The following is a 25,741-nucleotide window of genomic DNA, read 5'->3' on the forward strand; positions in this document are numbered from 1 at the left end:
GATGCAGTCATGATGGTAGTCAGCGCTCATCATCGCCCAAAGCTGGACGAGGCGCTCCCAACCGCCAAATTTCCGGTAGTTGTCTCAGCTGCCGTCGCGGGCGCTCAGGTGCGCTGGAAAAAGCCCCCTTTGGAGGTAGAAAAAGAAATAGCCCCCGAAGGAGCTATTCCCGGGATTGATCCCTAGCGAAGCCTCTTTCATCCGCAATCGCGGCACCCCGCAAAGGGTAGGCGCGCTTATCTCATTCGCCAGAGCGCTGTGGGTTAAATAGCCTCGAACGGTTAAAAGTTCAATACAAAGTTGAATTTTCGTCGAACCGATCGGAAAACGATCCGAGCCGATCGCCGAGCCGGGTGCGGCGATCGTAGCAGCCGTTTAGCCGATCGTCGCTTTGTAGGTTAGTCGCTTGCCGATCGCGGTGCCGATCACGTCCACCGTACGCGCACCATCACGCTCTTTGCGCGTATTCCACCGGCGATCGAACTCCGCGAGGTAGCGCGGGAGGTGCTTGTCGCTTACGTGGTGGAAGGCGCCGATAATGCCGCGCTTGAGCAGGCTGTGGTACGACTCCGCGAAGTTCGTGTGCATGATCACACCGCGTACGAAGGTCTTGCTGTGGTCAACCGTGTGGTGCCCAGCGAAGTACTCGCCAATGCCCTCATACGAGAGGTGCGCATCGGTGATGATGGTGGCGCTCTGATCAACGATAGGACGCGCCAAGGCCTGTAGAGTGCCCTTGCGGACGTTCGGCACCTTGACGGTCTTAACGTCGCCCTCACGGTCGATCAACGTCAGAACCGCAGTCTTGCGGCCCGCTGCTGCGGTGCGCTTGGCGTGGCGGTTGTTCTTCTTTTTGCCGCCCACGTACGTTTCGTCCAGCTCCACGATGGAGTCCGGCCCGGTGCCGAGCATGCCAGCCAGAGGCTCTTGCAGCATGGCTTCGCGCACGCGGTGGCACATGAACCAAGCGGACTTGTATTCGATGTCCAGCTCGCGGCTGAGCTGATTGGCGCTCACGCCCTTCTTGCTGCTGCACATGAGGAAGATGGCGTAGATCCACTTGCCAACCGGAATGTGCGAGCCCTCGAAGATCGAGCGCGAGGTTACGCTGAACTTCTTCCGGCAAGCGCCGCACTTCCACTGCTTGCGGACGGTCTCCTTACCGCGCGCTGTGGTGGTGTAGCTGGTCTCGTAGACCTTCTTGCCGCCTACACAGAGCGGGCACTGAACACCGTTCGGCCAACGCAGCTTGGAGAGCGCGTCCTGAGCAGCGGCCTCGTCAGTGAGGTAGCGGGCGATGTCGGTGATGCCGTTGATTTCCATGCGCCATTATATGGCACACTCTTTTGGTCCAAACAAGTACCTAATCGCCTTTTCCTCCCCGTGCACAAACCGTCGGACGAGGTCCGCACTTCAGACCATCGAACCAAGCGCGACAGCATTCGAATGGGTTGCGGTAATCGAGCCTCGTGTCGTGCGTCGTGCGATTACCTGCTCCATTCTCTTGAAACCGGCGTGTACGCCCACGTCTTCTCCGACGCTGGGTCCAAGATCTGCGGTTGGCATGCGACACTCCTGTCGGTTCCGAGTGTCTGCAATTGCGCGGCCTCGGTAGTCTGCCGGCAACATATCGGTCGAATTCGCCAGGGCAATCGCGGTCCGCGTGTGCGCGACTGAAATGTTGCGAGCCGGAAAAATAGGGGGACGAGCCGGTCTTTCCATTCAAGGGTTGTTTTGGAAACACGATCGAGATCGGAATCTAGATCGATCCTAAACTGTTATTGTTCATGGTGCCTTGCATGTCGCCGCAGCCGCTGGAGAAAAATGCCATCCGCCAAGAAATCGAGGGCCGGCAGTGCGATGCGGACGATCTGAGAGTACATGAATTCTAGTCTCCCCACTTACCAGGTTAAGCGCGGTCGACGAACCACTGCCCACCGACACGCAGCTCCCTGCCTGGAGCAAGGAACCGCGATCACGGTCAGGTTCCAGCCCGTCTCGTGTCTTTTTGTCTAAAGAGGTTGCCCCAAAATCGCTTCGACTTCTGAGCGATAGGTGCGGCTCATCATCAGCTTGGTTCCCGTCTTAAGGACCACTTCGAATTCACCATGCGATCGGCGCTCCAAGGATGCGATGGAGCGCACATTCACAATGTGCGAGCGGTGGATGCGCACAAAGCGGAAGGGGTCGAGTCGATTTGCGACCACTGCGAGACCGGCACGGTAGAGAAAGCTCTCCTCCTTCGCGTGGACGGTTACGTACACGCCGGCTGCTTCGATCCAGTCTATGTCGTCGGCCGTCACGAGCCGGGTAATGTCGCGCGACTTTACCGCGATCCAGTCCCACATTTCGCCGGGCTTCTCGCGCCTGGCGATGAGCTTTAATAGCTCCGGACCAAAGCTGTTGCCGCCGTCGGAATCCGTGTGTTCAGGGTCGCGCAAGCGCGCCTTGACGCGTTGCATAGTTTGCTCGAACCGCCGGTCGCTGAACGGCTTGAGCAAATAGTCGATCGCGTCGACCTCGAACGCACGTATAGCAAAACGGTTATAAGCGGTGACGAACACGGTGAGGGGCATCATCTCCGCCCCGATCGCCTCTATAACCCCGAACCCATCCACGCCTGGCATCTGGACGTCCAGAAACACGATGTCGGGGCGACGGTGCTGGATCATCTCGATCGCCGCAATGCCGTTCTCCGCGCCTATCACCGCGCCGATATCATTATCCTTCGCAAGCAGATCGGAAATGCGCCGGCGCGCCGGAGCCTCGTCATCGACCACCAGGGCAGAAAGCGACTTATTCGATATCACGTGCGCCGCTTTCGGCCCGGTGCAGAGGAAGAAGGATCATCACTTCGGTGCCGGCGCCTGCACGCCGCAAGACGCTGAAATCGTATTCGCCCGGCTCGGAATACAGCGCCTGGAGGCGTTCCCGCGTTACGCGTATCCCGACGCCTCTGGACGTCTCGAGCCCCCATTGCGGCGGCAAGCCGACACCATCGTCCAGCACCTTCACCTGCAGCTGCGCGCCGACATGCTCGGCGGAGACCAGTATCTGTCCGCCGGAAAGTCGGCCCTCGAGACCATGCCGAATGGCATTCTCGACGAGAGGCTGAAGAAACATCGACGGTACCAGTGCGGAAAGCGTCGCCGGCTCGACTTGTATCCGAACCTGAATCCTGTCCCCGAAGCGCAGCTTTTGAATTGCAAGATAATGGTCGAGAAGCGCGAGCTCCTGAGCCAGAGTAATTTCTGTGCTGCCCTGACAATCGAGAGACTGCCGAAGCAGTGCGCCAAGGTCCTCGATCATTTCCCGGGCGAGCTCGGGATTTGCCGCCAGCTCGGAGGAGATGGCGTTCAGCGTGTTGAACAGGAAGTGGGGCTCCAGCTGCAGACGCAGCGCGTTGAGGTGGGATTCGACGAGCCTCCTCTCGACTTGCGCCAACGCGACCTGACTGCTGAGGAAGCGGTTATGGTACTTCAAGGTCTGAAGAACCCCTATTATCGCGCAATAGGTGATCCACCCACCAAGGTAGAAGTAGATCGCAAATTCCGTGCTGCGCAGCGGATTCCACCAGATCGCTGGTATCGGGTACATGACCAGTCCGGCGATCAGAGCGTGCGCAAGGCTGAAGGGAATGCTCAACACCAGATGGGCAGCCGCAATGATAAAGACGCTCGGGGACACCGATGTCAGCCTGCGATCCACCAGCAATATCGCAGGCGTGAACAACGCCCAAACCCAGGCTTCGATAAATTTACCGATGGTCTCGTTCCATTTGAAGCCGTCCAAGGCATCCGGGACCGCCTGGAACGCGCCTACCGCCGTCCACGCCAGGAGGATCACGAGCGCGGGCATCAGCCTTGGCCGCCATTTGCCGGTTCGGGCCGCTCCCTCCGCCTCGTGCCGCGCCCCCAATGGGAGCGGCACGTCGGACGCCGCGGCGAGCCTGTATGAAACGCGGTTCATGCCCATCACTATCGATTAATCCGGCCATCGGTTGAAGGGGGATGTCGGAGCGGGCGCTGGGTGCGAGTGAATCCGCGGGCTCCACGCAGAGCCCTTAGCTGCCACCGGCGCGCTTCCCGAACCTTCCCGCGACTCATTCTCACTCCCGAATCGATGCGCAACCTCCTGTCAGCCCGCAATTGTGCCGGTGATCCTAGCGCCAAGGGAAAGCCATTCGGGCGACTGCAAGTTTCTCGTCGGTAACCGGTTCCGGCAAGGTCCGGCGGGCAAAAACCAAAAAAATGTTTCGAACTGGACCGAGCATTTGCAGGCCGGTCCGAGAATTTGCGAACCGGTTCGTGTCTGTGGAATTTCACCTAAAAATCAGTGATTTATGCCAATTGTTTGCGCTAACATCCATAGACTTGGTCCCGCGTTTGTGGCCTTTGTCCTCGTGTGTGAGCGGTCCGCCTGCCCAGTCTTTTGCGCTGGCAGGCGAGAAACCGCGACCGTCAAAACAGGTCAGCACATCTAAGGAGAGGGTGGAAAATGTTGAATTCACGACAACGTTGGCAGAGTGCAGCTCGAGGTGGCGTTTCGCTGCTGGCGCTGATCGGCGCGGGCTTCGCGGTTCCAGCTTTTGCGCAACAATCCGCGGATGCCGGCGCGCAGGATGCGGCGCCAGCGAGCGAGGACCAGAGCGACGCGATTGTGGTGACGGGCCGGCGCGCAGCGCTCGAGTCCGCCGATAACCGCAAGAAGAACTCCGAGACGATCATCGATTCGGTCGTTGCCGATGACGCCGGCAAGCTTCCGGACAACTCGATCACCGAGGTGCTGCAACGCGTCTCGGGCGTGACCATCGTCCGCTTCGGCGCACTGGGCGATCCCGACCATTATTCTGTGGAAGGATCGGGCATCCAGGTGCGCGGCCTCACAGGGGTGGCGTCGCGCCTCAATGGCCGCGAGATATTCAGCGCCAACAACGGCCGTGCGATCCAGTTCGGCGACGTGACCCCGGAAATGATGGCCGCTGTCGACGTCTATAAGGGCTCGACCGCTGACCTGATCGAGGGGGGCACCGGCGGCCAGATCGACCTGCGCACCAAGGTGCCGTTCGATTTTCATGGCGGTTTCCACGTCGCCGCGACCGGCGACCTCAGCCTCGGCGATTTGGCACAGAAGGGCGACCTGTCGGGTTCGGTGCTGGTCACCGACCGCTGGTCCACGCCGATCGGCGATATCGGCATCCTGGCGGACGTCGCGTACAGCCGGCTGAGCTCGACCTCGCACTTCTTCCGCGCGGAGCCGTATCTGCGGACGCGGATCAGCGGGAACGATTATTACATTCCGGGCGGCTACACCTATGGCGAGGAACAGTTCCAGCGGACGCGTACCGGCATCTATGGTGCCGTGCAGTGGGCGCCCTCACCCGACCTGACGTTCACCGGCACCTTCTTCCAGTCGCGCTATAAGAATCGTTCGGGTGACTGGGGCTCGTTCGTCTCCTCGCAGTCGCTTGCGGTCGATCCGGCGAACAGCAAATTCGACGCCAACAACGTGCTGATCTCGTCGCCATCCTTCTACAATCGCGACACCAGCACTTTCCTGCCGGGCGGTGCGATCACTTCGGGCGGCAACAAGGGCGCCTATGCCAGCCGCACGACCACCCGCGACTATTCGCTGAGTTTCGACTTCTCGCCTGCCGACAGCCCGTTGTCGGTCAAGGGCGCGGTCCAGCGCGTCGAGTCGAGCCAGACCTATGACCGCCTCGACGTGTTCCGCGACACCTCCTTCCCAGCCGGTTTCGGCATGGACCTGAGCGGTGACCTGCCGGTCGTGACGGTGCCCGCCGGAACCCAGGATTTTCTGCTGAACCCGGCGAACTATTTCTGGACGGCCACGATGCCGCACAATGAGCGGAACAAGGGCAAGCTCGATTCCGCCAATCTAGACCTCGAATACAAATTCGAGGACAGCTTCTTCCGCTCGGTCAAGATCGGCGGTCGCTATGCTGATCGTACCGAGCGCGACCTTGCCAACGGTTATGACTGGCAGCCGCTGGGCCGTGGCTGGAACGGCGATCCGCAGCTGACCTATGCGGATGCCAAGCCCGGCGACACCGAGCTCCACGTCTTCAAGGATTTCTTCCACGGGCAGGCGGTTCTGCCGGCCAATCTGATGTTCGCCACCGATGCGCTAGTCCGGCAGATGGACCGCGTCGCCCTGCATTCGCCGGCACCTACCGGCTATGGCGGTTCGACCTATCGCCAGCCCGGGTTCATCCTGCCGATCGACGCCAACAACAACAAAACGCGGACGCTGGCCGGCTACGCGCTGGTGCGCTTCGGCACCGGCTCGGGCATCTCGGGCAATGTGGGCGCGCGCGTCGTGAACCTGCGCAACGAGTCCGACGGCTTCATCCAGCAGAATGCATCGACCTTCATCCGCAACGGCCAGACCTTGTCGCTCGGCGCTCAGGCGATCCCGCGGGGCGGCAAGACCGACTTCACTTATGTCCTGCCTTCGGTCAATCTCGACTATGCGCCCACCCAGGACGTGAAGCTTCGCTTCGGCTACAACATCACGCTCGACCTGCCTTCGTTCAGCGCGCTGCGCTCGAACGGCTCGATCGGCGTGGCGACCACCGCCAATCCGGTCCCAGGCGCTCCCGGCATCTTCACGAACTTCACCGCGGATACCGGCAATCCGTTTCTCAAGCCGACCCTGTCGAACAATCTCGACGTCTCGCTCGAATGGTATCCGCGGGCGGGCACGACGTTCCACCTGGCGCCCTTCTACAAGCGGATCACGAACCTCCCGACCCGTTCGCTCACCACGCGAGACGTGACCGTCGTATACACCGACGGCACCACCGAGACCGCCGCGGCTGCGGCAACGGATACGTTCAATGCCACCAAGGCGACTGTAAAGGGTTTCGAGGTCGGCGGGCGCATCTTCTTCGACAGGCTGCCGGGCTTTCTGGGCGGCTTCGGCTTCGAAGGGAATTACACTTTTATCGACAGCAAGAACCCGGGCGATCGCTATCTCGACGTCAATGGCCTCGCCCATAACGACGTGCCGCTGGTGGGTCTCTCGAAGCACAACTTCAACGCGACCTTGCTCTATGAGCGCAAGGCAATCTCGGCGCGCATCGCCTATTCCTGGCGTTCGAAATATCTGACGACAGTGAACGGCAACGGCACCAGCCCAAGCTACGCCTATTACAGCGCGCCCGGGGTAGTCACCAACCTGGTCGATGGCAGCGGTACCAACACCCAGATCTCGCTTCCGGTCTACGGGGCGAACTATGGGCAGCTCGAAGCCGGTGTCCGCTTCAAGGTCACCGAGAACTTCTCCTTTAGCGTCCAGGGGGCCAACCTAACCAACTCGATGCAGCGTACGCTACAGGGCGGTTACCCCGGCGGCAATCTCTACGGACGTAGCTGGTTCCAGAGCGATCGCCGTATCAGCACCGGCATCAACTTGGCATTCTGAACCCTCCTGGTGTGGCGGGCGCTGCGCGTCCGCCACACCTTTTTTGCGGAGTGCGGCGATGAATGGCGATGGTCGAAACATCCTGGTCGTCGGCGGCGGAACGGCCGGCTGGCTGACCGCAGGATATCTTGCGCGCACGCTGGGGGCCGACTTGGCTGGCGGCGCACGGATAACCTTGATCGAATCCAGCGACATCGGAATCCTCGGGGTGGGGGAGGGCACGTTTCCCACTATCCGTAAGACGCTGTCGCGGATCGGCGTCGACGAAGCGGACCTGATCCGCCGCTGCGGCGCGACCTTCAAACAGGGTGCCAAGTTCGTCGACTGGCGCGGCGATGCCGCCGCCGCTCCGGGTTCCGACAATTTCCTCCATGCGTTCCAGGTCGCGGACGACAGCGAGGGGCCGGAGCTCCTGCCTTATTGGCTGCTCGGGGTCGCGGGCGACCGTCCCTGGGACGAGGCCGCGACGCCCCAGAAGCGCGCGGCGGATGCGCACCGCGCACCCAAGCTCCCGACCCATCCCGACTATGTCGGCCCGCTCGGCTACGCCTTCCATTTCGACGCCGTCGCGCTCGCCGCGCTGCTGCGCGAGCAGGGCATCGCCAATGGCGTCCGGCACCTCACCGGCACGGTGCAGGAAGTGCTGCTCGCCGACGACGGCGCAATCGCCGGCGTCCGCTCCGCCGAGCACGGCCTGCTCGAGGCGGACCTGTACATCGACTGCACCGGCTTTCGTGCCGAGCTAATCGGCAAGGCGCTGGGCGAGCCATGGAAATCGCTCGGCGAAACCTTGTTCTGCGACGGCGCGATCGCCCTGCAGGTGCCCTATGACCGGCCGGACGCGCCGATCGCCTCCTACACGATTTCGACCGCGCAGGAGGCGGGCTGGATCTGGGACATCGGCCTCGATACCCGCCGTGGCATCGGCCACGTCTATTCCTCGGCGCATAGCAGTGCCGACGAGGCCGAGCAGGCGCTGCGCGACTATATCGGACCCGCTTCGGACGCGCTCGAGGCGCGCCGTTTCCGCTTCGACGCCGGCTATCGGGAGATCAGCTGGCACAAGAACTGCGTCGCAGTGGGGCTGTCGAGCGGCTTCTTCGAGCCGCTCGAGGCCACCGGTATCGTCCTGTCCGAGGTTGCGGCGGCCCTGATCGCCAACCTTTTTCCCTGGGCGGGCGAGTTCGAGACCTCGGCGCGTCAGTTCAACGCGCTCATGCGCCGCCGCTACGAACGCGCCCTCGACTTCATCAAGCTTCATTATTGGCTCAGCAAGCGCAGCGGGAGCTTCTGGGAAGCCAATCGCGATCCCGCGTCCGCGCCCGACAGCCTGATCGAGCTGCTCGACCGCTGGCGCTTCCGCCCGCCCAACGAGCTCGACATCGATCCCAATATCGACATGTTCCCGGCATCGAGTTGGCAATATGTCCTCTACGGCATGGGCTGGAGGACGGACCTGTCCGCAAAGGCCGGCGCCTACCGGCTCACCGATGCGGCGCGCGAACGCTTTGCCCAAGTGCAGGCACAGGCGGACTATGCGGTGCGGCAATTGCCCTCGAACCGCGATCTTGTCCGCTTCGCAGCCACCTCGCACTTCGGCCAGGGGGCGAACGCGGCATGAGTGGCGAGGGACCCGTGGCGCCGATCCGGCGGTTGATCATCGTCGGCGGCGGCTCGGCCGGGTGGATGACGGCCGCGGCGGTGTCGCGCATGTGCGCGGCCGGAGTCTCGGTCACGCTGGTCGAGTCCGACGAGATCGGCACCGTCGGGGTGGGCGAGGCGACGATCCCGCCCTTGCTCGACTTCAATGCGGCGCTGGGGATCGACGAGAACGCTTTCGTCGCTGCGACCCAGGGCACCTTCAAGCTCGGTATCGAGTTCGTCGACTGGGGCCGGCTCGGCGACCGCTATATCCACCCCTTCGGCAAATATGGCCGGTCGACCTTCGGGATCAGCTTCCACCAGCTCTGGCTGCGCCAGCTCCTGCTTGGGCAAGCGGACAGCGCGCCCGGTGGCATCGAGGACTATTCGATTTCGATCGCCGCGGCGAAGCGGCGCCGCTTCGCCAAGCCGTCGCCCAATCCCGAGGCGGTGCTTTCCGGCCTCAGCTACGCCTATCATTTCGATGCTGGCCTATATGCGCGGTTCCTGCGCGGCCATGCCGAGGCGAACGGCGTGGTGCGCGTCGAGGGCAAGATCGGCACGGTCGAGCAGGCGCCGCTCGACGGGCAGATCACCGCGGTGGTGCTGGAGGACGGGCGCCGGATTGAGGGCGATTTCTTCGTCGATTGCAGCGGCTTTCGCGCGCTGCTGCTCGGCGAAGCGCTCGGCGTGCCGTACCGCAGCTGGCAGCATTGGCTGCCGTGCGACAGCGCGATCGCGGTGCCGACCGCGAGCAGCGGGCCGCCCATCCCCTATACGCGCGCGAGCGCCGGGCAGGCGGGCTGGCGCTGGCGCATCCCGCTCCAGCACCGCGTCGGCAACGGGCACGTCTTCTCGAGCGCGCATATCGCCAACGAGGATGCGCTCCAGGCATTGATCGCCGGGCTCGATGCGCCGGCAATCGCCGAGCCGCGGCTGCTGCGCTTCACCGCCGGCCGACGCGAGCGGATGTGGGAGAAGAACTGCGTCGCGATTGGGCTGGCGAGCGGGTTCATCGAGCCGCTGGAGTCGACCAGCATCCACCTGATCCAGTCGGGCATCATGCGGCTAATGTCGTTCTTCCCGGACAGCGGCGTCGATGCCGTCGAGATCGACGAATATAACCGCTGGATGGTCGAGGAATATGAACATATCCGCGACTTCATCATCCTTCATTACAGTGCGACCGAGCGGCAGGATTCCGAGTTCTGGAACTATTGCCGGACGATGGACGTGCCCGACAGTCTGGCCGCGCGGATCGAGCTGTGGCGCCGCAAGGGGCGCATCTTCCAGGCGCATAATTCGCTGTTCACCGTCGAGAGCTGGATCGCGGTGCTGACCGGGCAGAACATCCTGCCCCGGGCCGCCGATCCGCTCACCGCGATGCTGCCAGTCGACGAGACCGCCCGCTTTCTCGAACATTTGCGAGACCTGATCGCGCGCACGGCCGAGGCGATGCCGCGGCACGAGGACTATATCGCCGAACACTGTTCCGCCCGCGCGGTGGCATGATCATCAAAAGGGGGAAAGTAACGATGCCGTCGAGAATGCGTGCCGGTGCGACCATTTTGCTGGGCGTGGCGGCCGCCATGCTGGCCGCTCAGGTGCCTGCCTTGGCCCAGGCACCGACGGCGCGGACGATTGAGGTGGACGTGTCACAGCCGGGCAAGCCGTTCGATCGTTCGTTCAACTTCTCGGTGGGCGCCGATTATCCTGGCACCACCGCGCGGCCGGAGAATCTTGCCCAGCTCAAGACGGCGGTGGACGAGCTCGGCTTCCGCTATATCCGCTTCCACGCGATCTTCCACGACGTGTTCGGCACGGTGAAGATCGTCGATGGGACGACGGTCTATGACTGGACCAGGATCGACCGGCTCTACGACGCGCTCCTCCATATGGGGATCAAGCCGTTCGTCGAGCTCGGCTTCACGCCCGAGGCGATGAAGACGTCGGATCAGACGATCTTCTACTGGAAAGGCAACACCTCGCACCCCGAGCCCAAGGCCTGGCATGCCTTGGTCGATGCCTTTGTCCGGCACCTGATCGACCGCTACGGCGCGAAGGAGGTGCGCAGCTGGTTCTTCGAGGTGTGGAACGAGCCGAACCTGGACGGATTCTGGGAGAAGGCCGACAAGCAGGCCTATCTCGCGCTCTACGAGAACAGCGTGCTCGCGATCAAGGCGGTCGACCCGCAGCTCAAGGTGGGCGGTCCGTCCACCGCGGGGGCCGCCTGGGTACCCGACCTGCTCGCCTTCGCGGCCCAGCGGGGCCTGCCGGTCGATTTCGTGACCACCCACACCTACGGCGTCGAGGGCGGCTTCCTCGACGAATATGGCCATGACGACAACAAGCTCTCGGCCAACCCCGACGCGATCAGCGCCGATGTCCGCAAGGTGCGCCAGCAGATCGAGGCGACGAAGTTCAAGGGCATCCCGCTCTATTTCAGCGAGTGGAGCACCAGCTACAATCCGCGCGACCCAGTGCATGATTCCTATATCAGCGCGGCCTATATCCTGGGCAAGCTCAAGGCGACGCGCGCCGATGCCCAGGGCATGAGCTACTGGACCTATAGCGACCTGTTCGAGGAGCCGGGCCCGCCGACCGCGACCTTCCAGGGCGGCTTCGGTCTGATGACGCCCGAGGGCATCCGCAAACCCGCCTGGTTCGCCTATAAATATCTCAACCAGCTGCACGGCCGCGAGCTGCCGGTCGCCGACCAGCAGGTTCTGGCTACCAGCGCGAACGGCAAGACGGGGGTGCTGGTCTGGAGCTGGGACCTGCCTGACCAGAAGCTCAGCAACCGCCCCTTCTACACCAAGCTGCTGCCGGCCAAGCCGGCGCGCGCCCTCGACCTGCGCTTCGCGGGCCTCCGCCCGGGCCAATACCGGCTGACCTTGCGGCGCACCGGCTTCCGGTCGAACGACGCGCACAGCCGCTACCTCGAAATGGGATCGCCTGCAAAGCTCAGCCCTTCGCAGCTGAGCGAATTGCAGGCGCTCACCCGCGACCTGCCCGAGACCGACACGCGCGTGCGCGTCGGCGCCGACGGCCGCTACGCGCTCCAGGTGCCGATGAAGACCAATGACGCCGTGCTCGCGCTGCTCGAGCCGGTCACGGCGCCGGCGCGCGCGCGTCGTCGCTGAGGGACGCAAAGATGAAACCGACACGCCGCGAAACCCTGATGCTTGCCCTTGGCTCGGCGGGGCTGGCCTTGCCCGCCAACACGGCTGCGCGCGCCTCGTCCTCCCCCGCCAGCGATTGCGGCGCGCCGTCCATGTCGTGGCAACGCGGGATCGAGGGGCAGCGCAAGGCCGATCTCGGCGACGGGCGCTTCCGCAATCCCGCCCTTGCCGGCGATCGGCCCGATCCGAACATCCTCAAGGATGGGGAGGATTATTACGCCACCTTCTCGTCATTCAATTATTATCCGGGCGTGCCGATCTGGCATTCGCGCGACCTGGTGAACTGGACCCCGCTCACCGCGGCGCTGACCAGGAATATCGGCATCGTATGGGCGCTCGACATCGCCAAGCATGACGGCCGCTACTTCATCTACATCCCGGCACTCGATCCGGCCGACAAGGCGCGGCCGGTCAAGACCTGGGTCATCCATGCCGACAGCATGCGCGGGCCGTGGAGCGATCCGATCGACCTCAAGTTCGACGGCCTGATCGACCCCGGCCATGTCGTCGGCGAGGACGGCAAGCGCTATCTATTCTTCAACGGCGGCAACCGTGCCCCGCTGAGCGACGACGGGCTCTCGGCGGCGGGTCCCGTCACCCATGTCTATGACGGCTGGCCGATCCCCGAGGACTGGGTGATCGAGGGGTTCGCGCTCGAAGGGCCCAAGCTGCTGCGCAAGCAGGGCTGGTTCTACATGTTCTCGGGGCAGGGCGGGACCGCCGGACCGCCGACCAGCCATATGGTCGTGGTCGCCCGTTCCCGTTCGGTGCACGGGCCATGGGAGAATTGCCCGCACAACCCGATCGTGCGCACCCAGAGTGTCGGCGAGCCCTGGTGGTCGCGCGGCCACGCCACGCCGGTCCAAGGGCCCAAGGGCGACTGGTGGTTGATCTACCATGGCTATGAGAATGGCTATCGCACGCTCGGCCGGCAGATGCTGCTCGAACCGATGGAGTGGAGCGCGGACGGCTGGCCGCGCGCCCTGGGCGGCGACCTGTCGCGGCCGATGGCCAAGCCGGTCCCCGCATCGACGGGCACCAGCGGGCAGGCGCTGTCGGGCTTTGGCGCGGACATGTTCCGCCCCAGGCTGTCCTATTACGCACCGCGCCGCGGCTATCTGGAACGCGCCGAGCTCAAGTCCGACATGCTGTTCCTTGCCGGGCAGGGCACCGGCCCGGCGGATTCGTCTCCCTTGCTCTTCGTCGCGGGCGACCGGTCCTATGAGGTCACGGTCGAGGTCGAGATCCAGAGCAAGGCGCAAGGCGGGCTGCTGCTTTTCTACAACGAGAAGCTCTTTTGCGGCCTGGGTCTCAGCGACGGCCGTTTCCACGCCTATCGGATCGGGCAGGTGGAACGCTGGCCGCCGGGCGGCGCGATATCGGGGCGCCGCCGGTTCCTGCGCCTCCTGAACCAGGACAATGTCGTCACCTTCTTCCACAGCGCCGATGGCGTGCGCTGGACCAAGGAACGCTCGTTCGAAGTGGCCGGCTACAACCATAATGTCGCCGACGGCTTTCTCAGCCTGCGGCCAGGAATCTTCGCCTCCGGCGAGGGCAGGGTCGCGTTCCGCGCCCTGACCTATCGCGCCGCCGACGCCTCGCAATGACCGCGCATCCGCAACCACGGGGAGTTTCCATGTCTCACTATCGTGCCCTGCTGGCATGCACCGCTTTGCTTGCCGCGTCTCCTGCGGCGGCCCAGTCGCTGGCAACCCTGGACCGCAATGGCGGGCTGGTCTCGATCGAGGCCTATGCGCCCAACATCATCCATGTGACGATCGCACTCGATCGCAGCGAGCTCGATCGTGGGGCCGGCCCGGGCGTCAGCGCCAAGCCCGACCCTCGCGGCTGGACGCACAGCGTCGACGCCGCCGGCGACAGCTTCGTCTCCACGGCACTGTCGGTGACGGTCAATGCGCAGCCCTGGCCCAAGGCGCCCACGCAGATGGAGCGCTATTTCGCACCGTCGCTGCCGCCGGTCTCGATCCTGATCCGCCGGCCCGACGGTCGCGCGGTCACGACGATGCAAGGCTGGGAGATGGCACCACAGGAAGTGAACGGCGAAGACACGTTCCGCGTCGGCGCGAGCTTCGCCGACACGCCAGGCACCCATTATTACGGTCTCGGCCAGAACCAGGAGGGCCAGCTCGATCTGCGCGGCCGCACCGTCGACTGTCGTCACAATTACGATGCGCCCGCCGGCGAGACGGTGTGCGTGCCGTTCCTCGTCACCAGCCAGGGCTATGGCATTGTCTGGGACAATCCATCCACGACCGCCGTGTCTCCCGGTCTGCACGGTCGTACGACCTTCCAGTCGAAAGTGGGCGAGCGGGTTTCCTTCTTCGTCATCGCCGGCGATACCACCGACGACCTCTATGCCGGCTATGCGCGGCTGACCGGCGCGACGCCATTGCCGCCCAAGGCCGCGTTCGGCCTTATCCAGTCCAAAGCACGCTACGAAAGCCAGGCCGAACTGCTCGGCATCGCCGAAGGCTATCGCAAGCGCGGCTATCCGCTCGACGTGATGGTGCTCGACTGGTTCTACTGGACGCGCATGGGCCAGCTCGACGTGGACCGCGCGGCCTTTCCCGACCCCGCTGGCATGAACAAGCAGCTGCACGATGCGGGGATGCACTCGATCCTTTCGGTCTGGCCGCGCTTCGAACGCGAGAGCCGCTATTACGACATGCTCGCCGCCAAAGGCTGGCTGCTCAAGGACAAGCAGGGCAAGCCAGCCGACGGCCTGGCCGTCCGCTCGGACCGGGCCGGCGCGCTGCTCGACAGCACGAACCCTGAGGCGCGAAGCTGGTTCTGGGAAAAGATCCGCGACAATCTCGCGAGCCAGGGCTTTGACTGGTTCTGGCTCGACGAGACCGAGCCCGACCTCGTGCCCGATGGCTATTTCTATTCGATCGGCTCGGGCGATCGCTATCACAACTTGTTCCCGCTGGTGCACACAGCCGGCGTCGCTGAAGGCTCGGCGAAAGATCGTCCGACCTTTCGCAACCTGATCCTGGCGCGCGCCGCCTATCTCGGGGCCCAGGCCTCGGGCGCGTTGTTCTGGACCTCGGACGTCCAGTCGACCTGGGAGGCGCTGCGCCGCCAGGTCCCCGCCAATCTCAACATGGCGGCAAGTGGGATCGCCTATACCAGCAGCGACACCGGTGGCTGGCAATGGCCGAGCGGGCCGGCGCCTGAACGCCCGGTGCTGGTCGACCCGGCAGGCGCCACTGCGATGGCGCCTTCCTATCGCGACTATCCCGAGCTGTTCGTCCGCTGGTTCCAGCTCAACAGCTTCACGCCGACCTTGCGCATCCATGGTCAGCGCCCGGCGACCGCGATCTGGGAATATGGCAGCGCCGCCGAGCCGATCCTCGCCGACTTCCTGCGCCTTCGGTACCGGCTGATCCCCTATCTCTATTCGATGGGCTACCAGACCTATCGCAGCGGCGCGCCGTTCATGCGCGCTTTGTTCATGGACTTTCCCAAGGACGCCGAAGCCGCCACGATCGGCGACCAATATATGTTCGGCCCCGCGTTCCTGGTCGCGCCGATCCTCGACCAGGGCGTCACCCATCGCCGGGTCTACCTGCCGGCGGGGTGCGACTGGTACGATTGGTACTCCAACGAGAAGCATGCCGGCGGCCAATGGATCGACGCGGCGGCGCCGATCGAACGCATGCCGCTGTTCGTGCGGGCAGGATCGATCGTGCCGCTCGGCGCCGATATCGCCACCACCAGCAAGCGCCAGCCGCTGACCGAGATCCGCGTTTACCCGGGCGCCGAAGGCAGCTTCAGCTATTACGACGATGACGGCGTCACCAATGGCTACAAGTCCGGTGTGGGCCGACCGGTGGTGCTGCGCTGGGACGATTCCGCCAAGCGCCTGACGGCTTCGGGGAAACTTCCGACCGGGCAGGATGCCCAAGCGCTGGTCCGTGTGGTGGCGCCGACGCCGACCGCGTCCACGCCGGCGCGGAGCAGTCGATGATTTTAGACCGCGTCCGCGAGCCCGCCACGCTGTCCACCGGCGCGCCGAGCGCGCTGTCGGGCGCGTCGCGCTGGGCGGGTGGGGGAGGCTGAGCGTGAGGCCTCCCCCGCTTCCCGGTCCGGCGCGGGCCGCCACGATACGCGACGTCGCAGAGCATGCGGGCGTCTCGCAGATGACCGTATCGCGCGCGCTGAACGACAAGCAGGCCGTGCGGCCGCAAACACGGGAACGGATCGAGAGCGCGATCAAGGCACTGGACTACACGCCGAACAGCGCAGCGAAGGTCCTGGCCGGGTCGCAGACTGCCCCGAAAATTGCCTTCCTGTTCGACAGTCCGAACGCGACCTTTCTCGGCGAGGTGGTCGGCAATGGCTTCGAGGCGGCGATCTCGGCGAATGTGCAATTGCTCTTCCTCAAGGCGCGCGTTGAAGACGACCCCGCGCAAACGGCCAGGTCCGTTACCGATCTCGGCGTCGAGGGCGTCATCCTGCCCCCGCCTCTGTGCGACGATGCCCGGCTCCGCCTGCTCCTCATCGACGCCGGGCTGCGCGTTGTCGCGATCGGATGCGGCGATGAGGATCCGGCGATCTCGACGATCGGCATCGACGACCAGCGCGCGGCCTATGAACTGACCAGCTATCTGGTCCAGCTCGGCCATCGCCGCATCGGCCTGATCCTCGGGCATCCGCGCCACCGCTCTTCCGAGCGACGGCGGCTGGGCTATGAGGCGGCGCTCGCTGCGCACGGCATCGCGCCCGACCGGTCGCTGCAATGGGAAGGCCGCTACAATTTCGGCTCGGCGATCGCCGCGGCGGAGCAGGCACTCGACACGCGCCCGCGGATCACCGCCCTGTTCGCATCGAACGACGACATGGCCGCCGCCGCGATCAGCGTCGCGCGCGGGCGCGGGGTCAATGTGCCGCGGTCGCTCAGCATCTGCGGGTTCGACGATAGCGAGATCGCCCTGATGGTCTTCCCGCGATTGACCACGGTAAGCCGGCCGGTCGCCGAGATGGTGCATTTCGGGGTCCGGCAGCTCGCCGACGAACTGCACGCGGTGCGGCGCAAGCGGCGGCCCGCGATCCGCAAAGTCCTGCTCGAGCACCGACTGATGTTTCGGGATTCCGATGCTCCCCCCGAAAGCACCGGATCCGCCTTCGCCTCGGGCGCCACCAGCAACCTGGAGAGACAATGACAACAAGTTTCGCGCAGCGCTTTTGCGCACGCCTCGTCCTGGCGCTGGCCTTGGCCTTGCCGGTACTTCTCCCGGCCAATGCCGGGGCGCAGCGCGCCGATGCGACGCCGCGTGTCGAGAGCCGCGAGGGGCGGCACGCGCTCATCGTCGATGGCCAGCCCTTCCTGATGCTGGGCGCGCAGGTCAATAATTCGAGTAACTATCCCGACATGCTACCCGAGGTGTGGCCGGTGATCCGCAAATTGCACGCGAATACCGTCGAGGTCCCGATCGCCTGGGAGCAGGTCGAGCCGGAGGAAGGCAGGTTCGACTTTTCCTTTCTCGACACTCTGCTCGTGCAAGCACGGGAAAATAATGTCCGCCTCGTTCTGCTGTGGTTCGCAACCTGGAAAAACACCTCGCCCGCTTACGCGCCGGCCTGGGTGAAGCTCGACAATGCCCGCTTTCCGCGGATGACCAATGCGAAGGGAGAAACCCATTACGCGCTCTCGCCGCACTATCGATCGACCCTCGAGGCCGACAAGCGCGCCTTCGTCGCCCTGATGAACTTCCTCAAGGTCCACGACCGGCAGAACACCGTCATCATGGTGCAGCCCGAGAACGAAGTGGGCAGCTATGGGAGCGTGCGAGATTTCTCGCGGGTCGCGCAGAGGCTGTTCGACGGACCGGTCCCGGAGCCGCTGCTCCGGCGCTTCGGCAAGAAGAGCGGCAACTGGAAGGCGGTGTTCGGGACCGATGCCGATGAATTTTTCCACGCATGGCATATCGCGCGTTACATCGAGGAAATTGCCGCTGCCGGAAAGGCGATCAAGCCGCTGCCCATGTACGTGAATTCGGCCCTGGCCTCGGCGTTCGGCCGGCAGTCCGCCGCCACCTATTCGAGTGGTGGGCCGATCCACCATGTCATCGATGTCTATAAGGCCGCCGCGCCCTCGATCGATTTCCTGTCGCCCGACATCTATAATCGTGACCAAGCGGCCTATCTCGAATATCTGCGCCTCTACGAGCGGGACGACAATGCGTTGATGGTGCCGGAAACCGGAAACGCTCCCGAATTCGCCCGCTATTTCTTTCCTGTGGTCGGGCATGGCGCGATCGGATTTGCCCCGTTCGGCATGGATGCCACCGGCTATCTGAACTTTCCGCTGGGCGCCAAGTCGCTCGACGACAAGACGCTCGAGCTGTTTGCCCGGAACTATCGCCTGTTCGAGCCGATGCAGCGTGAATGGGCGAGGTGGGCCTATGCCGGCAAGACCTGGGGCGCCGCCGAACCCACCGATCCAAAGGCCGAGCATCGCCAGCTTCTGGACCTGGGCAAGTATCGGGTGACCGCAACCTTCGGCCAATGGCAATTCGGCACCGGCAGGCCCACCGGCAATTCTGAGCCGACAGGTGGCGTGGCCATCGCGGAGATCGGCCCGGACGAATTTCTCGTCACGGGATTCATGACCCGGGTGCGCTTCGATCTGGCCGCGCCGCGGGCGCAGGAATCGATGCTCTATGTTCGCGTCGAGGAAGGGAATTACCAGAATGGAAAATGGATCTTCCGCCGGGTCTGGAATGGCGATCAGACCGACTATGGTCTCAACCTGACCGATCGCGAGCAGGTGCTTCGGGTGAAGCTGGGTGCGTACCGGGGAAAGCCTGTCATTCCGGTCGGAAATCCCAATTGATCGATGGCGGAGAACCATCGGGCGGCGTTCGCCCGCTGAAGCCTGGCATCGCCTGGCAATGGCCGGTGATCGCCCCTCGCAGGCCCATGGGAAGGATGAATAGATGAACTCCGCTGCACGCGGTGCCGTGATCGCAATAGCGCTGGCGGGGACGGGCTGGGCCCCGCGCGCCGCTCTCGCGCCGCAGGATACGGCCCCGCGGAGCGTTCCGTACCATTGGCAGAATGTGCGAGTGGGTGCCGGCGGCTACGCGCCCAACCTCGTCTTCAGCACAGCCGAGCGCGGCCTTGCCTATCTGCGAACCGATATGGGCGGAGCCTATCGCTGGGACGCCGGGGCCGGGCGCTGGTTGCCGCTCCAGGACGACAATGCGGTTTCGAGTTATATGGGGATAGAGAGCATCGCTCCCGACCCCGGGGACGCCAATGTCGTGTACATGGCGGCGGGCATGAATGCGCGGCTGCCGGCCGCCATCCTGCGCTCGAACGACCGGGGCGCGCATTGGCAGGTCGTTCCGGTGCCTTTCGCCATGGGTGGCAACGAAGCGGGCCGCGGTCTCGGCGAGCGGCTGGCCGTCGACCCGAATGCGCCGCGCCGGCTCTTCTTCGGCTCGCGCCATGACGGGCTGTGGCAGAGCAGAGATTCCGGCGCGAGCTGGTCCAAGGTCGCAGGCTTTCCGCTCAAGGGCCTCGGTCAGCCCAGCGGACGCGGCAGCCATGGCGGTATCTCGTTCGTCGCGATCGACCCGACAAGTGGCACTCGCGGGGGGGCGTCCCGTCGGATCTGGGCGGGGAATGCGGAGGGCGCCGGCGCCTCGCTGTATCGCTCCGACGATGCCGGCGCGAGCTGGAACGCGGTCACCGGGCCGAACCTGCTCGCCGTAAAGGGCGTGGTGGATGCGCGCGGTATCCTTTGGGTCGGCTATGCGAGCGGCATCGGCCCAAGCGACGCTAGGACCGGTGCCGTCTGGCGCTTTGATCCCAAAGGGCAGGGCCGCGACGTGACGCCACCGTCCTGGCGGGCGACGGGCGCCGAGGGCGGCTTTTTGGGCGTGGCAGTGGCCCGATCCAGACCCGGTAACGTCGCGGTGACCACCATCGACCGCTACAGTGCCGGCGATTCGCTCTGGATCACGCGCGACGACGGCACCAGCTGGGAGGATATTGGTGTGCGCAGCCGGCGCGACATCTCGGCCACGCCGTTCCTGCGCCACGAGGGCAAGGGCGCCGATTTCGGTCACTGGATCTCGGGTCTGGCGATCGATCCTTTCGATCCGGCCCATATCGCCTACACCACTGGCGCGACCGTGTACGCGACGCGCCAATCGGACGCGGTGGGCAGCATCGACTGGGCACCCTGGACTGACGGCATCGAACAGACCGCCGTCATTACCCTGATATCGCCGACCGGCGGCGCTGCGCTGATCTCTGGCTTCGGCGACCTTGCAGGCTTTGTGCATGACGATCTCGCACGCTCGCCCGAGCCTAGCTTCATCAATCCCTATCTCTCGAACACCAACACGCTCGACTATGCGGGCAAGGTGCCGAATATTATCGTGCGCAGCGGCAGCTTATATGCCGATCGCCCGCGCGACGCCTCGCTTGGGCGATCCGAGGATGGCGGACGGACCTGGACGCCGGTGCGCGTTCCGGCGATGGGGCAACCCGCTCGGCGCGAGGATCTCATGGGCGAGGCGCCGATCACTATATCGGCCGACGGCTCGGCGATGGTGGTGGCGGCGCCCGTCCCACAGGTCAGCCGCGATCGCGGCCGGACCTGGGAGCAAATAATTGGCTTGCCGGGCCGAACCCGGGCCGTCGCCGACAAGGTCGATCCTAGGATCTTTTATGCCCTGGATACCGAGAGGAACCGCCTTCTCGTGTCGCGTGACGGCGGCACCAGCTTTGCGCCGATCGCGAGCGCCGGGCTTCCGGCGGACCTGACGGCCGCGCGGCCGCGCAATCGGGAATCGCAGTCTCCTCTCGTGGCGTCGCCGCTGCGCAGGGGCGATCTGTGGCTGCAGGTCGGGGCGCGGCTGTTCCATAGCATCGATGGTGGACGCGGCTTCGTTCCAGCCAGCGGCGGACTCGAGGTTGAATTGTTCGGTCTAGGCAAGGACACGGTATTCGCGATCGGGACGCTGCAAGGGGTTCGCGGCATCTGGCGGTCGCTGGACCTGGGGCGGTACTGGGCGCGTATCGATGACGACCGTCACCGGTGGGGCGGACGATATCGCGTGGTTTCCGGCGATCCGCGGCGCGCCGGCCGGGTCTATGTCGGAACCGACGGGCGCGGCTTGTTTTTCGGGGATGCGAAATAGGGATGCGACCGAGCTCGGTCGGGCGTGCGGCCCGGCATTGCGCATCGGCCCGGCTGGCAGGCCTGTTTGGCTCCCGACCAGCTGGACGACTTCGGTCGATCTGTCGGCGTTCGCATTAGACCAAGGAGCGTGGCGATGAAGGAACCGATGGTAACCAGGCGCGATGCGCTCGTTGCGGGCCTAGGCGCGACGGCGCTGGCGACGGCCGGGGGCCGGGCCCGCGCTTCGAAGTCGGCCGTTGCGCCGCTTGCGCCCCATCCGCCAATGGGGTGGAACAGCTGGAACAGCTTCGCCACGACGATCAACGAGGCGCAGGCGCGAGAAACCGCGCAGATCATGGCGCGCGAGCTGCTTCCGTGCGGCTATGACGTCTTCACGATCGACATCCAGTGGTACGAGCCGAACGCCGCCAGCTACACCTATGCCGCCGATCCCGTTCCGGCGATGGATGGCTATGGGCGCCTGATCCCGGCGCCCAATCGCTTTCCCTCGAGCGCAGATGGAACGGGTTTCACCGCGCTGGCCTCCACGGTGCACGCGCTGGGGATGAAGTTCGGCATCCATTTAATGCGTGGTATCCCGCGCCTGGCGGTCAGGCGCAATCTCCCAATACTAGGGACCCGCTATCGCGCCGCCGACATTGCCAATACCGAGAGCATCTGCCCCTGGAATCCTGACATGTACGGTGTCGACATGACCAGGCCGGGCGCGCAGGCTTACTATGACAGCGTCTTCGCGCTTTATGCGGGGTGGGGGATCGATTTCGTCAAGATGGACGATATGAGCCGCCCCTACGATGCCCACGTTCTCGAGATCGAGGCGGCGACCAAGGCGATCGCGGCCTCGCGACGCCCGATCATCCTGAGCTTGTCTCCTGGTGAAACCCCGCTCGATCGCGGCGAGCATGTCTCCCGCCATGCCCAGATGTGGAGGATCAGCGACGATTTCTGGGACGAATGGTCGATGCTCGAAGCGCAGTTTGCACGCCTGGCGGATTGGACGCGTTTCCGTCGCCCGGGGGCATGGCCGGATGCCGACATGCTTCCGCTCGGTCGGCTGGCACTCGGCAAACGCGACACGAAATTCACCGCGCCCGAGCAGCGTACGCTGATGACGCTCTGGTGCGTCGCCCGCTCGCCGCTGATCATGGGGGGCGACCTGCGATATCTCGATGCACCGACGCGCGCACTGTTGACGAACCGCGAAGTGATCGCCGTCAATCAGTCGAGCCGCGAAAATCGGCCCCACTTCATCGCGGACAAGACGGCAATCTGGTCGGCGCGAGTTGACGGCTCGGACGATTTCTACGTCGCCCTTTTCAATCTCGATTCTGGGATGCGAGAAGTCGCGCTCCCGCTCAACAAGCTCGGCTTCGAGGGCGCCGCCCGTGTCCGCGACCTCTGGAGGCATGCGAATGTCGGATTGATGCGCAAGAGCATCGGCACGACGCTCGCACCGCACGATTGCGCGCTCTATCGTGTTCACGCGTTGTGAGGCGATAGGTCAACTGGCGGCCGTTGAGGCCCGGCGCGAACCAGTCGGGCCTGCGGATCGAGGGGCGGGTAGTGACGCTTGGCGACGGGAGTGGCCATCGGCCATGGAGCGGTTCCGCCTGATCTCAACCAAAACCGTCCTGACAGCTTACGGCCCAATAACGGACCTAAAGCAACCAGCGCCCTACCAGCCAGAGATTAGCGGCCACGACCAGGCCGAACAGGCTCCAGGCCGTGATGCAAACCAGCGGTCCGCTGGCGAACGCGCCCATGATTTCGCGGTCGCTGGTGAAACGGATCAACGGATAGACTGCAAAAGGCAGCTGCAGCGACAGAACCACCTGGGTAAGCACCAGCAACTTCCCAACGGCGTGCTCACCGAGCCACAGCACGCCCGCCAGCGCGGGCACGAGCGCGAGCCCGCGCGTGATGACGCGCCGCTGCCAACAGGGGATGTTGAGGTCGAGAAAGCCCTCGAGGATCACCTGCCCTGCGATCGTGCCGGTGAAAGTCGCGCTCTGGCCCGAAGCCAGCAGCGCGATGCCGAACAGCAGCGCCGCTGCGGCCGCGCCGGTGATCGGCTCGAGTAGGCGATAAGCGTCCTCGATCTCCGCGACGCTGGTGAAACCGTTGCTGTGGAAGGTTGCCGCCGAAAGCGTGAGGATCGCGGCGTTGACGAGTGTCGCCAAAATAAGCGCGGCCAATATGTCGATCGTCGCGAACCGGAGCGCATCGCGGGTGCCGGCCGGCCCGGGCGCCGCCAGGCGCGTCTGCACGACGGAACTGTGCAGATAGAGATTGTGCGGCATCACCGTCGCGCCGAGAATGCCGACCGCCAGATAAAGCGCATGCGGCTCCGCGAAGATTCGGATTTTCGGTGTCACGCCATGCAGCAGGCCGCTCATGCTGGGTCCGACGATGGCGAGCTGCGTCGCAAAGCACAGGGCGATGGTGAGGATCAGGCCCAGGACGATTGCCTCGAGCTGGCGAAAGCCGTGCCCCTTGAGGCCGAGGACGATCAGCGTGTCGAGGCCGGTTAGCAGCACACCTGCCCAGAGCGGGACGCCGAGCAGCAGATTGAAGGCCAGCGCGGTGCCGAGCACTTCCGCAATGTCCGTCGCGACGATCGCAAGCTCGGCAAGGAGCCAGAGCAGGCGGCAGGCGGCGGGGCTGTAGCGCTCGCGTGCCATTCGGGCGAGATCGCGCCGGGCGACGAGGCCGAGACGCATGGCCAACCATTGCAGCAGCATCGCCGCCAGGCCGCAAAGGACGACGACGAACAGCAGGTCGTAGCCGTAGCGCGAGCCGGCCTCGATATCAGTCGCCCAGTTTCCGGGATCCATATAGCCGACCGCAACGAGCAGGCCGGGCCCGGCGAAGCGCAGCAATTTGCGCCAGCCGGGCAGGCCGGACGGCATCGCGATCGTGCCTTGGACCTCTGCGGGACAGAAGGGCGCGGAGGCGACACGAGGGAGCTGAAGGCGCATTGCGCCATTAAGCTGGACCACGCGATCAGTCATGTCATGTGGAGAAAAACGGTCACTCCAATTCACGCCGCCTTTTGGATCACTTCGGATGGCGACGCTGACAGCGGATCGAAGCTGATAGTGCTCTGCGCCTCGGCAGTGGCCGGACCGACCGACATCGGACAGGCGATACCGGGCATCGCCGCCACGTCGAACAGTTCGGTGATATGGCCTTCGAGCCGAATCCACTCGACGATGTCTCCGGTCGACAGGCTGACCACCAGCACCCCGCACCACGGCTCGGCGTCGCGCGCCTTGAGCTGGCTGTCGAGCAGCAGCCCCGTGAAGGTGCCGTCGCGCGGTTTGGATACGGTGACGATGGCATGACCGTCATGGATCGCCAGCCCGCGCAGGAAGCCCGGGCAGAAGGCGATGTCGGCCTTGGCACCGGTCGCGGGATCGACCCGGATGATCTGGCCGCGACCCGAGTCCAGCGCATAGACCTGGTCGCCGACGACGCGCGGGCTGTGCGGCATCGACAGCTCGTCGGTGATGATGCGGCTGGTCTGGACGTCGATCAGCACGCCGCCCTCGTGGCGCCGCTCGCGCCAGCCCGACAGGACATCTGAGCGGCTGACCGCGGTGACGTAGCGGATCTCGCCGTCGTGCACCGCCATGCCGTTCAGGTGGCAGCGATCCTCGGGCGCGAGCTTCGAGATGAAGGGCGGCTTCCAGATCGGCTTGAAGCTGTGCGTCAGGTCGAGCGTGCACAGGCAGCTATACTTGGTGTTGACGAAGATCACCCGGCCTTCCTTGTCGACGCCGACCTCGTGGATGTCGATGTCGCCCGTGGTCTGGGCGTTGCGCGCGACCAGCACCTGGTCGAACGCCTGGTTGCCGATCTCGCCGGGCCGCAGCATGTTCTCGAGCCTCCAAAGCTGGAACAGCGAGCCGAGATAGAGCCGCCCGGGCTTCCAACACACGCCCATCGCGCGGCTGAAATTCTGCTGGTTGAACGAGACCGTGCCGTTGGGATGGCTGCCCACCAGGAACAGCTGGCCGGTCTGGTAGCTGGTGAAGGCAAGGCTCAGCCGGTGGCTGCGGAGCCAGCCGTTGAACCCGCGCGACACCTGGATGTTGGTCGCGCCCGGCTTCGGCTGCGCTGACTCGGCGCCCCGAGCCGATGCGGCGCCGGTAGATTTGTGGACCGCGGGGGTAGGCGCCCCCTGGACGGTCTCGCCGTCGCTTTGCGTGGTTTTGGTCATTGTGCCTTTATGACGTTTCAATTTGCGAAAAACCGCCGGAGCCACGCGATGCGGGCTCCGGCGGAGACG

Annotated in this window: 16 protein-coding genes; 11 read left to right on the forward strand and 5 right to left on the reverse strand. The window is 64.6% G+C overall.

What is annotated here, in order from left to right; translation table 11 throughout:
• Positions 1-186, forward strand: a 186-nt coding sequence (locus tag IAG41_RS23020) for a hypothetical protein (RefSeq protein ID WP_222950844.1), incomplete at its 5' end; no start/stop codon positions are given.
• A 189-nt stretch (positions 187-375) separates the two neighbouring features.
• Here the strand turns inward: IAG41_RS23020 and IAG41_RS22415 are convergent.
• The 3 genes from IAG41_RS22415 to IAG41_RS22425 form a co-directional block, all read right to left on the reverse strand.
• Entirely contained in the window at positions 376-1,323 is a 948-nt protein-coding gene (locus IAG41_RS22415; protein ID WP_187730927.1) for an IS1595 family transposase, read from the reverse strand.
• A gap of 689 nt (positions 1,324-2,012) precedes the next feature.
• Positions 2,013-2,810 (reverse strand): LytR/AlgR family response regulator transcription factor, encoded by a 798-nt coding sequence (locus tag IAG41_RS22420; RefSeq protein WP_187730928.1) that lies wholly within the window; start codon positions 2,808-2,810, stop codon positions 2,013-2,015.
• Entirely contained in the window at positions 2,797-3,858 is a 1,062-nt protein-coding gene (locus IAG41_RS22425) for a sensor histidine kinase (protein ID WP_187730929.1), read from the reverse strand. Before IAG41_RS22425 ends, IAG41_RS22420 begins: the two co-directional genes overlap by 14 nt.
• 639 nt (positions 3,859-4,497) lie before the next feature.
• Between IAG41_RS22425 and IAG41_RS22430 the strand changes: the two genes are divergently transcribed.
• The 10 genes from IAG41_RS22430 (at position 4,498) to IAG41_RS22475 (ending at position 22,942) form a co-directional block, all read left to right on the forward strand.
• A complete protein-coding gene (locus tag IAG41_RS22430; RefSeq protein WP_187730930.1) occupies positions 4,498-7,446 on the forward strand; it encodes a TonB-dependent receptor in 2,949 nt (982 codons plus the stop codon).
• 58 nt (positions 7,447-7,504) lie between these two features.
• The gene (locus IAG41_RS22435) at positions 7,505-9,067 is read left to right on the forward strand and encodes a tryptophan halogenase family protein (RefSeq protein WP_187730931.1); all 1,563 of its coding nucleotides are present in this window, start codon (positions 7,505-7,507) and stop codon (positions 9,065-9,067) included.
• Positions 9,064-10,599 carry a tryptophan halogenase family protein gene (locus IAG41_RS22440; RefSeq protein WP_187730932.1) on the forward strand — a complete coding sequence of 512 codons (1,536 nt, stop codon included), beginning with the start codon at positions 9,064-9,066 and terminating at the stop codon, positions 10,597-10,599. The genes IAG41_RS22435 and IAG41_RS22440 overlap by 4 nt, the downstream gene beginning before the upstream one ends.
• A 23-nt stretch (positions 10,600-10,622) precedes the next feature.
• The gene (locus IAG41_RS22445; RefSeq protein ID WP_316251210.1) at positions 10,623-12,230 is read left to right on the forward strand and encodes a GH39 family glycosyl hydrolase; all 1,608 of its coding nucleotides are present in this window, start codon (positions 10,623-10,625) and stop codon (positions 12,228-12,230) included.
• Positions 12,231-12,241: 11 nt separating this feature from the next.
• Positions 12,242-13,876, forward strand: coding sequence for a family 43 glycosylhydrolase (locus IAG41_RS22450; RefSeq protein WP_187730933.1), 1,635 nt, complete (start codon positions 12,242-12,244; stop codon positions 13,874-13,876).
• A 29-nt stretch (positions 13,877-13,905) separates the two neighbouring features.
• Positions 13,906-16,260: a TIM-barrel domain-containing protein gene (locus IAG41_RS22455; protein WP_187730934.1), complete on the forward strand. Its 2,355-nt coding sequence runs from the start codon at positions 13,906-13,908 to the stop codon at positions 16,258-16,260.
• A gap of 94 nt (positions 16,261-16,354) precedes the next feature.
• Positions 16,355-17,455, forward strand: coding sequence for a LacI family DNA-binding transcriptional regulator (locus tag IAG41_RS22460; protein ID WP_187730935.1), 1,101 nt, complete (start codon positions 16,355-16,357; stop codon positions 17,453-17,455).
• Complete coding sequence (locus IAG41_RS22465; protein ID WP_187730936.1) at positions 17,452-19,128, forward strand: DUF5597 domain-containing protein; 1,677 nt, start codon at positions 17,452-17,454, stop codon at positions 19,126-19,128. The genes IAG41_RS22460 and IAG41_RS22465 overlap by 4 nt, the downstream gene beginning before the upstream one ends.
• A gap of 448 nt (positions 19,129-19,576) precedes the next feature.
• Entirely contained in the window at positions 19,577-21,448 is a 1,872-nt protein-coding gene (locus tag IAG41_RS22470) for a hypothetical protein (RefSeq protein ID WP_262408845.1), read from the forward strand.
• 135 nt (positions 21,449-21,583) lie between these two features.
• On the forward strand, positions 21,584-22,942 hold the full coding sequence (locus IAG41_RS22475) for a glycoside hydrolase family 27 protein (protein ID WP_187730937.1): 1,359 nt from the start codon (positions 21,584-21,586) through the stop codon (positions 22,940-22,942).
• Between the two features lie 166 nt (positions 22,943-23,108).
• Here the strand turns inward: IAG41_RS22475 and IAG41_RS22480 are convergent, their stop codons facing one another.
• A complete protein-coding gene (locus tag IAG41_RS22480) occupies positions 23,109-24,428 on the reverse strand; it encodes an Nramp family divalent metal transporter (protein WP_187730938.1) in 1,320 nt (439 codons plus the stop codon).
• 62 nt (positions 24,429-24,490) lie between these two features.
• Positions 24,491-25,672, reverse strand: a complete 1,182-nt coding sequence (locus tag IAG41_RS22485; protein WP_187730939.1) for a TIGR03032 family protein — start codon at positions 25,670-25,672, stop codon at positions 24,491-24,493.
• Positions 25,673-25,741 lie beyond the last annotated feature (69 nt).

This window comes from Sphingomonas sp. JC676 (assembly GCF_014489075.1).
Classification (GTDB): Bacteria; Pseudomonadota; Alphaproteobacteria; order Sphingomonadales; family Sphingomonadaceae; genus Sphingomonas.

Bases quoted from the DNA above. Each gene is read 5' to 3' on its own strand.
- IAG41_RS22415 (WP_187730927.1), bottom strand. From the start codon at position 1,323: ATGGAAATCAACGGCATCACCGACATCGCCCGCTACCTCACTGACGAG.
- IAG41_RS22425 (WP_187730929.1), bottom strand. From the start codon at position 3,858: ATGCCCGCGCTCGTGATCCTCCTGGCGTGGACGGCGGTAGGCGCGTTC.
- IAG41_RS22430 (WP_187730930.1), top strand. From the start codon at position 4,498: ATGTTGAATTCACGACAACGTTGGCAGAGTGCAGCTCGAGGTGGCGTT.
- IAG41_RS22435 (WP_187730931.1), top strand. From the start codon at position 7,505: ATGAATGGCGATGGTCGAAACATCCTGGTCGTCGGCGGCGGAACGGCC.
- IAG41_RS22440 (WP_187730932.1), top strand. From the start codon at position 9,064: ATGAGTGGCGAGGGACCCGTGGCGCCGATCCGGCGGTTGATCATCGTC.
- IAG41_RS22445 (WP_316251210.1), top strand. From the start codon at position 10,623: ATGCCGTCGAGAATGCGTGCCGGTGCGACCATTTTGCTGGGCGTGGCG.
- IAG41_RS22450 (WP_187730933.1), top strand. From the start codon at position 12,242: ATGAAACCGACACGCCGCGAAACCCTGATGCTTGCCCTTGGCTCGGCG.
- IAG41_RS22455 (WP_187730934.1), top strand. From the start codon at position 13,906: ATGTCTCACTATCGTGCCCTGCTGGCATGCACCGCTTTGCTTGCCGCG.
- IAG41_RS22465 (WP_187730936.1), top strand. From the start codon at position 17,452: ATGACAACAAGTTTCGCGCAGCGCTTTTGCGCACGCCTCGTCCTGGCG.
- IAG41_RS22470 (WP_262408845.1), top strand. From the start codon at position 19,577: ATGAATGCGCGGCTGCCGGCCGCCATCCTGCGCTCGAACGACCGGGGC.
- IAG41_RS22475 (WP_187730937.1), top strand. From the start codon at position 21,584: ATGAAGGAACCGATGGTAACCAGGCGCGATGCGCTCGTTGCGGGCCTA.
- IAG41_RS22480 (WP_187730938.1), bottom strand. From the start codon at position 24,428: ATGCGCCTTCAGCTCCCTCGTGTCGCCTCCGCGCCCTTCTGTCCCGCA.
- IAG41_RS22485 (WP_187730939.1), bottom strand. From the start codon at position 25,672: ATGACCAAAACCACGCAAAGCGACGGCGAGACCGTCCAGGGGGCGCCT.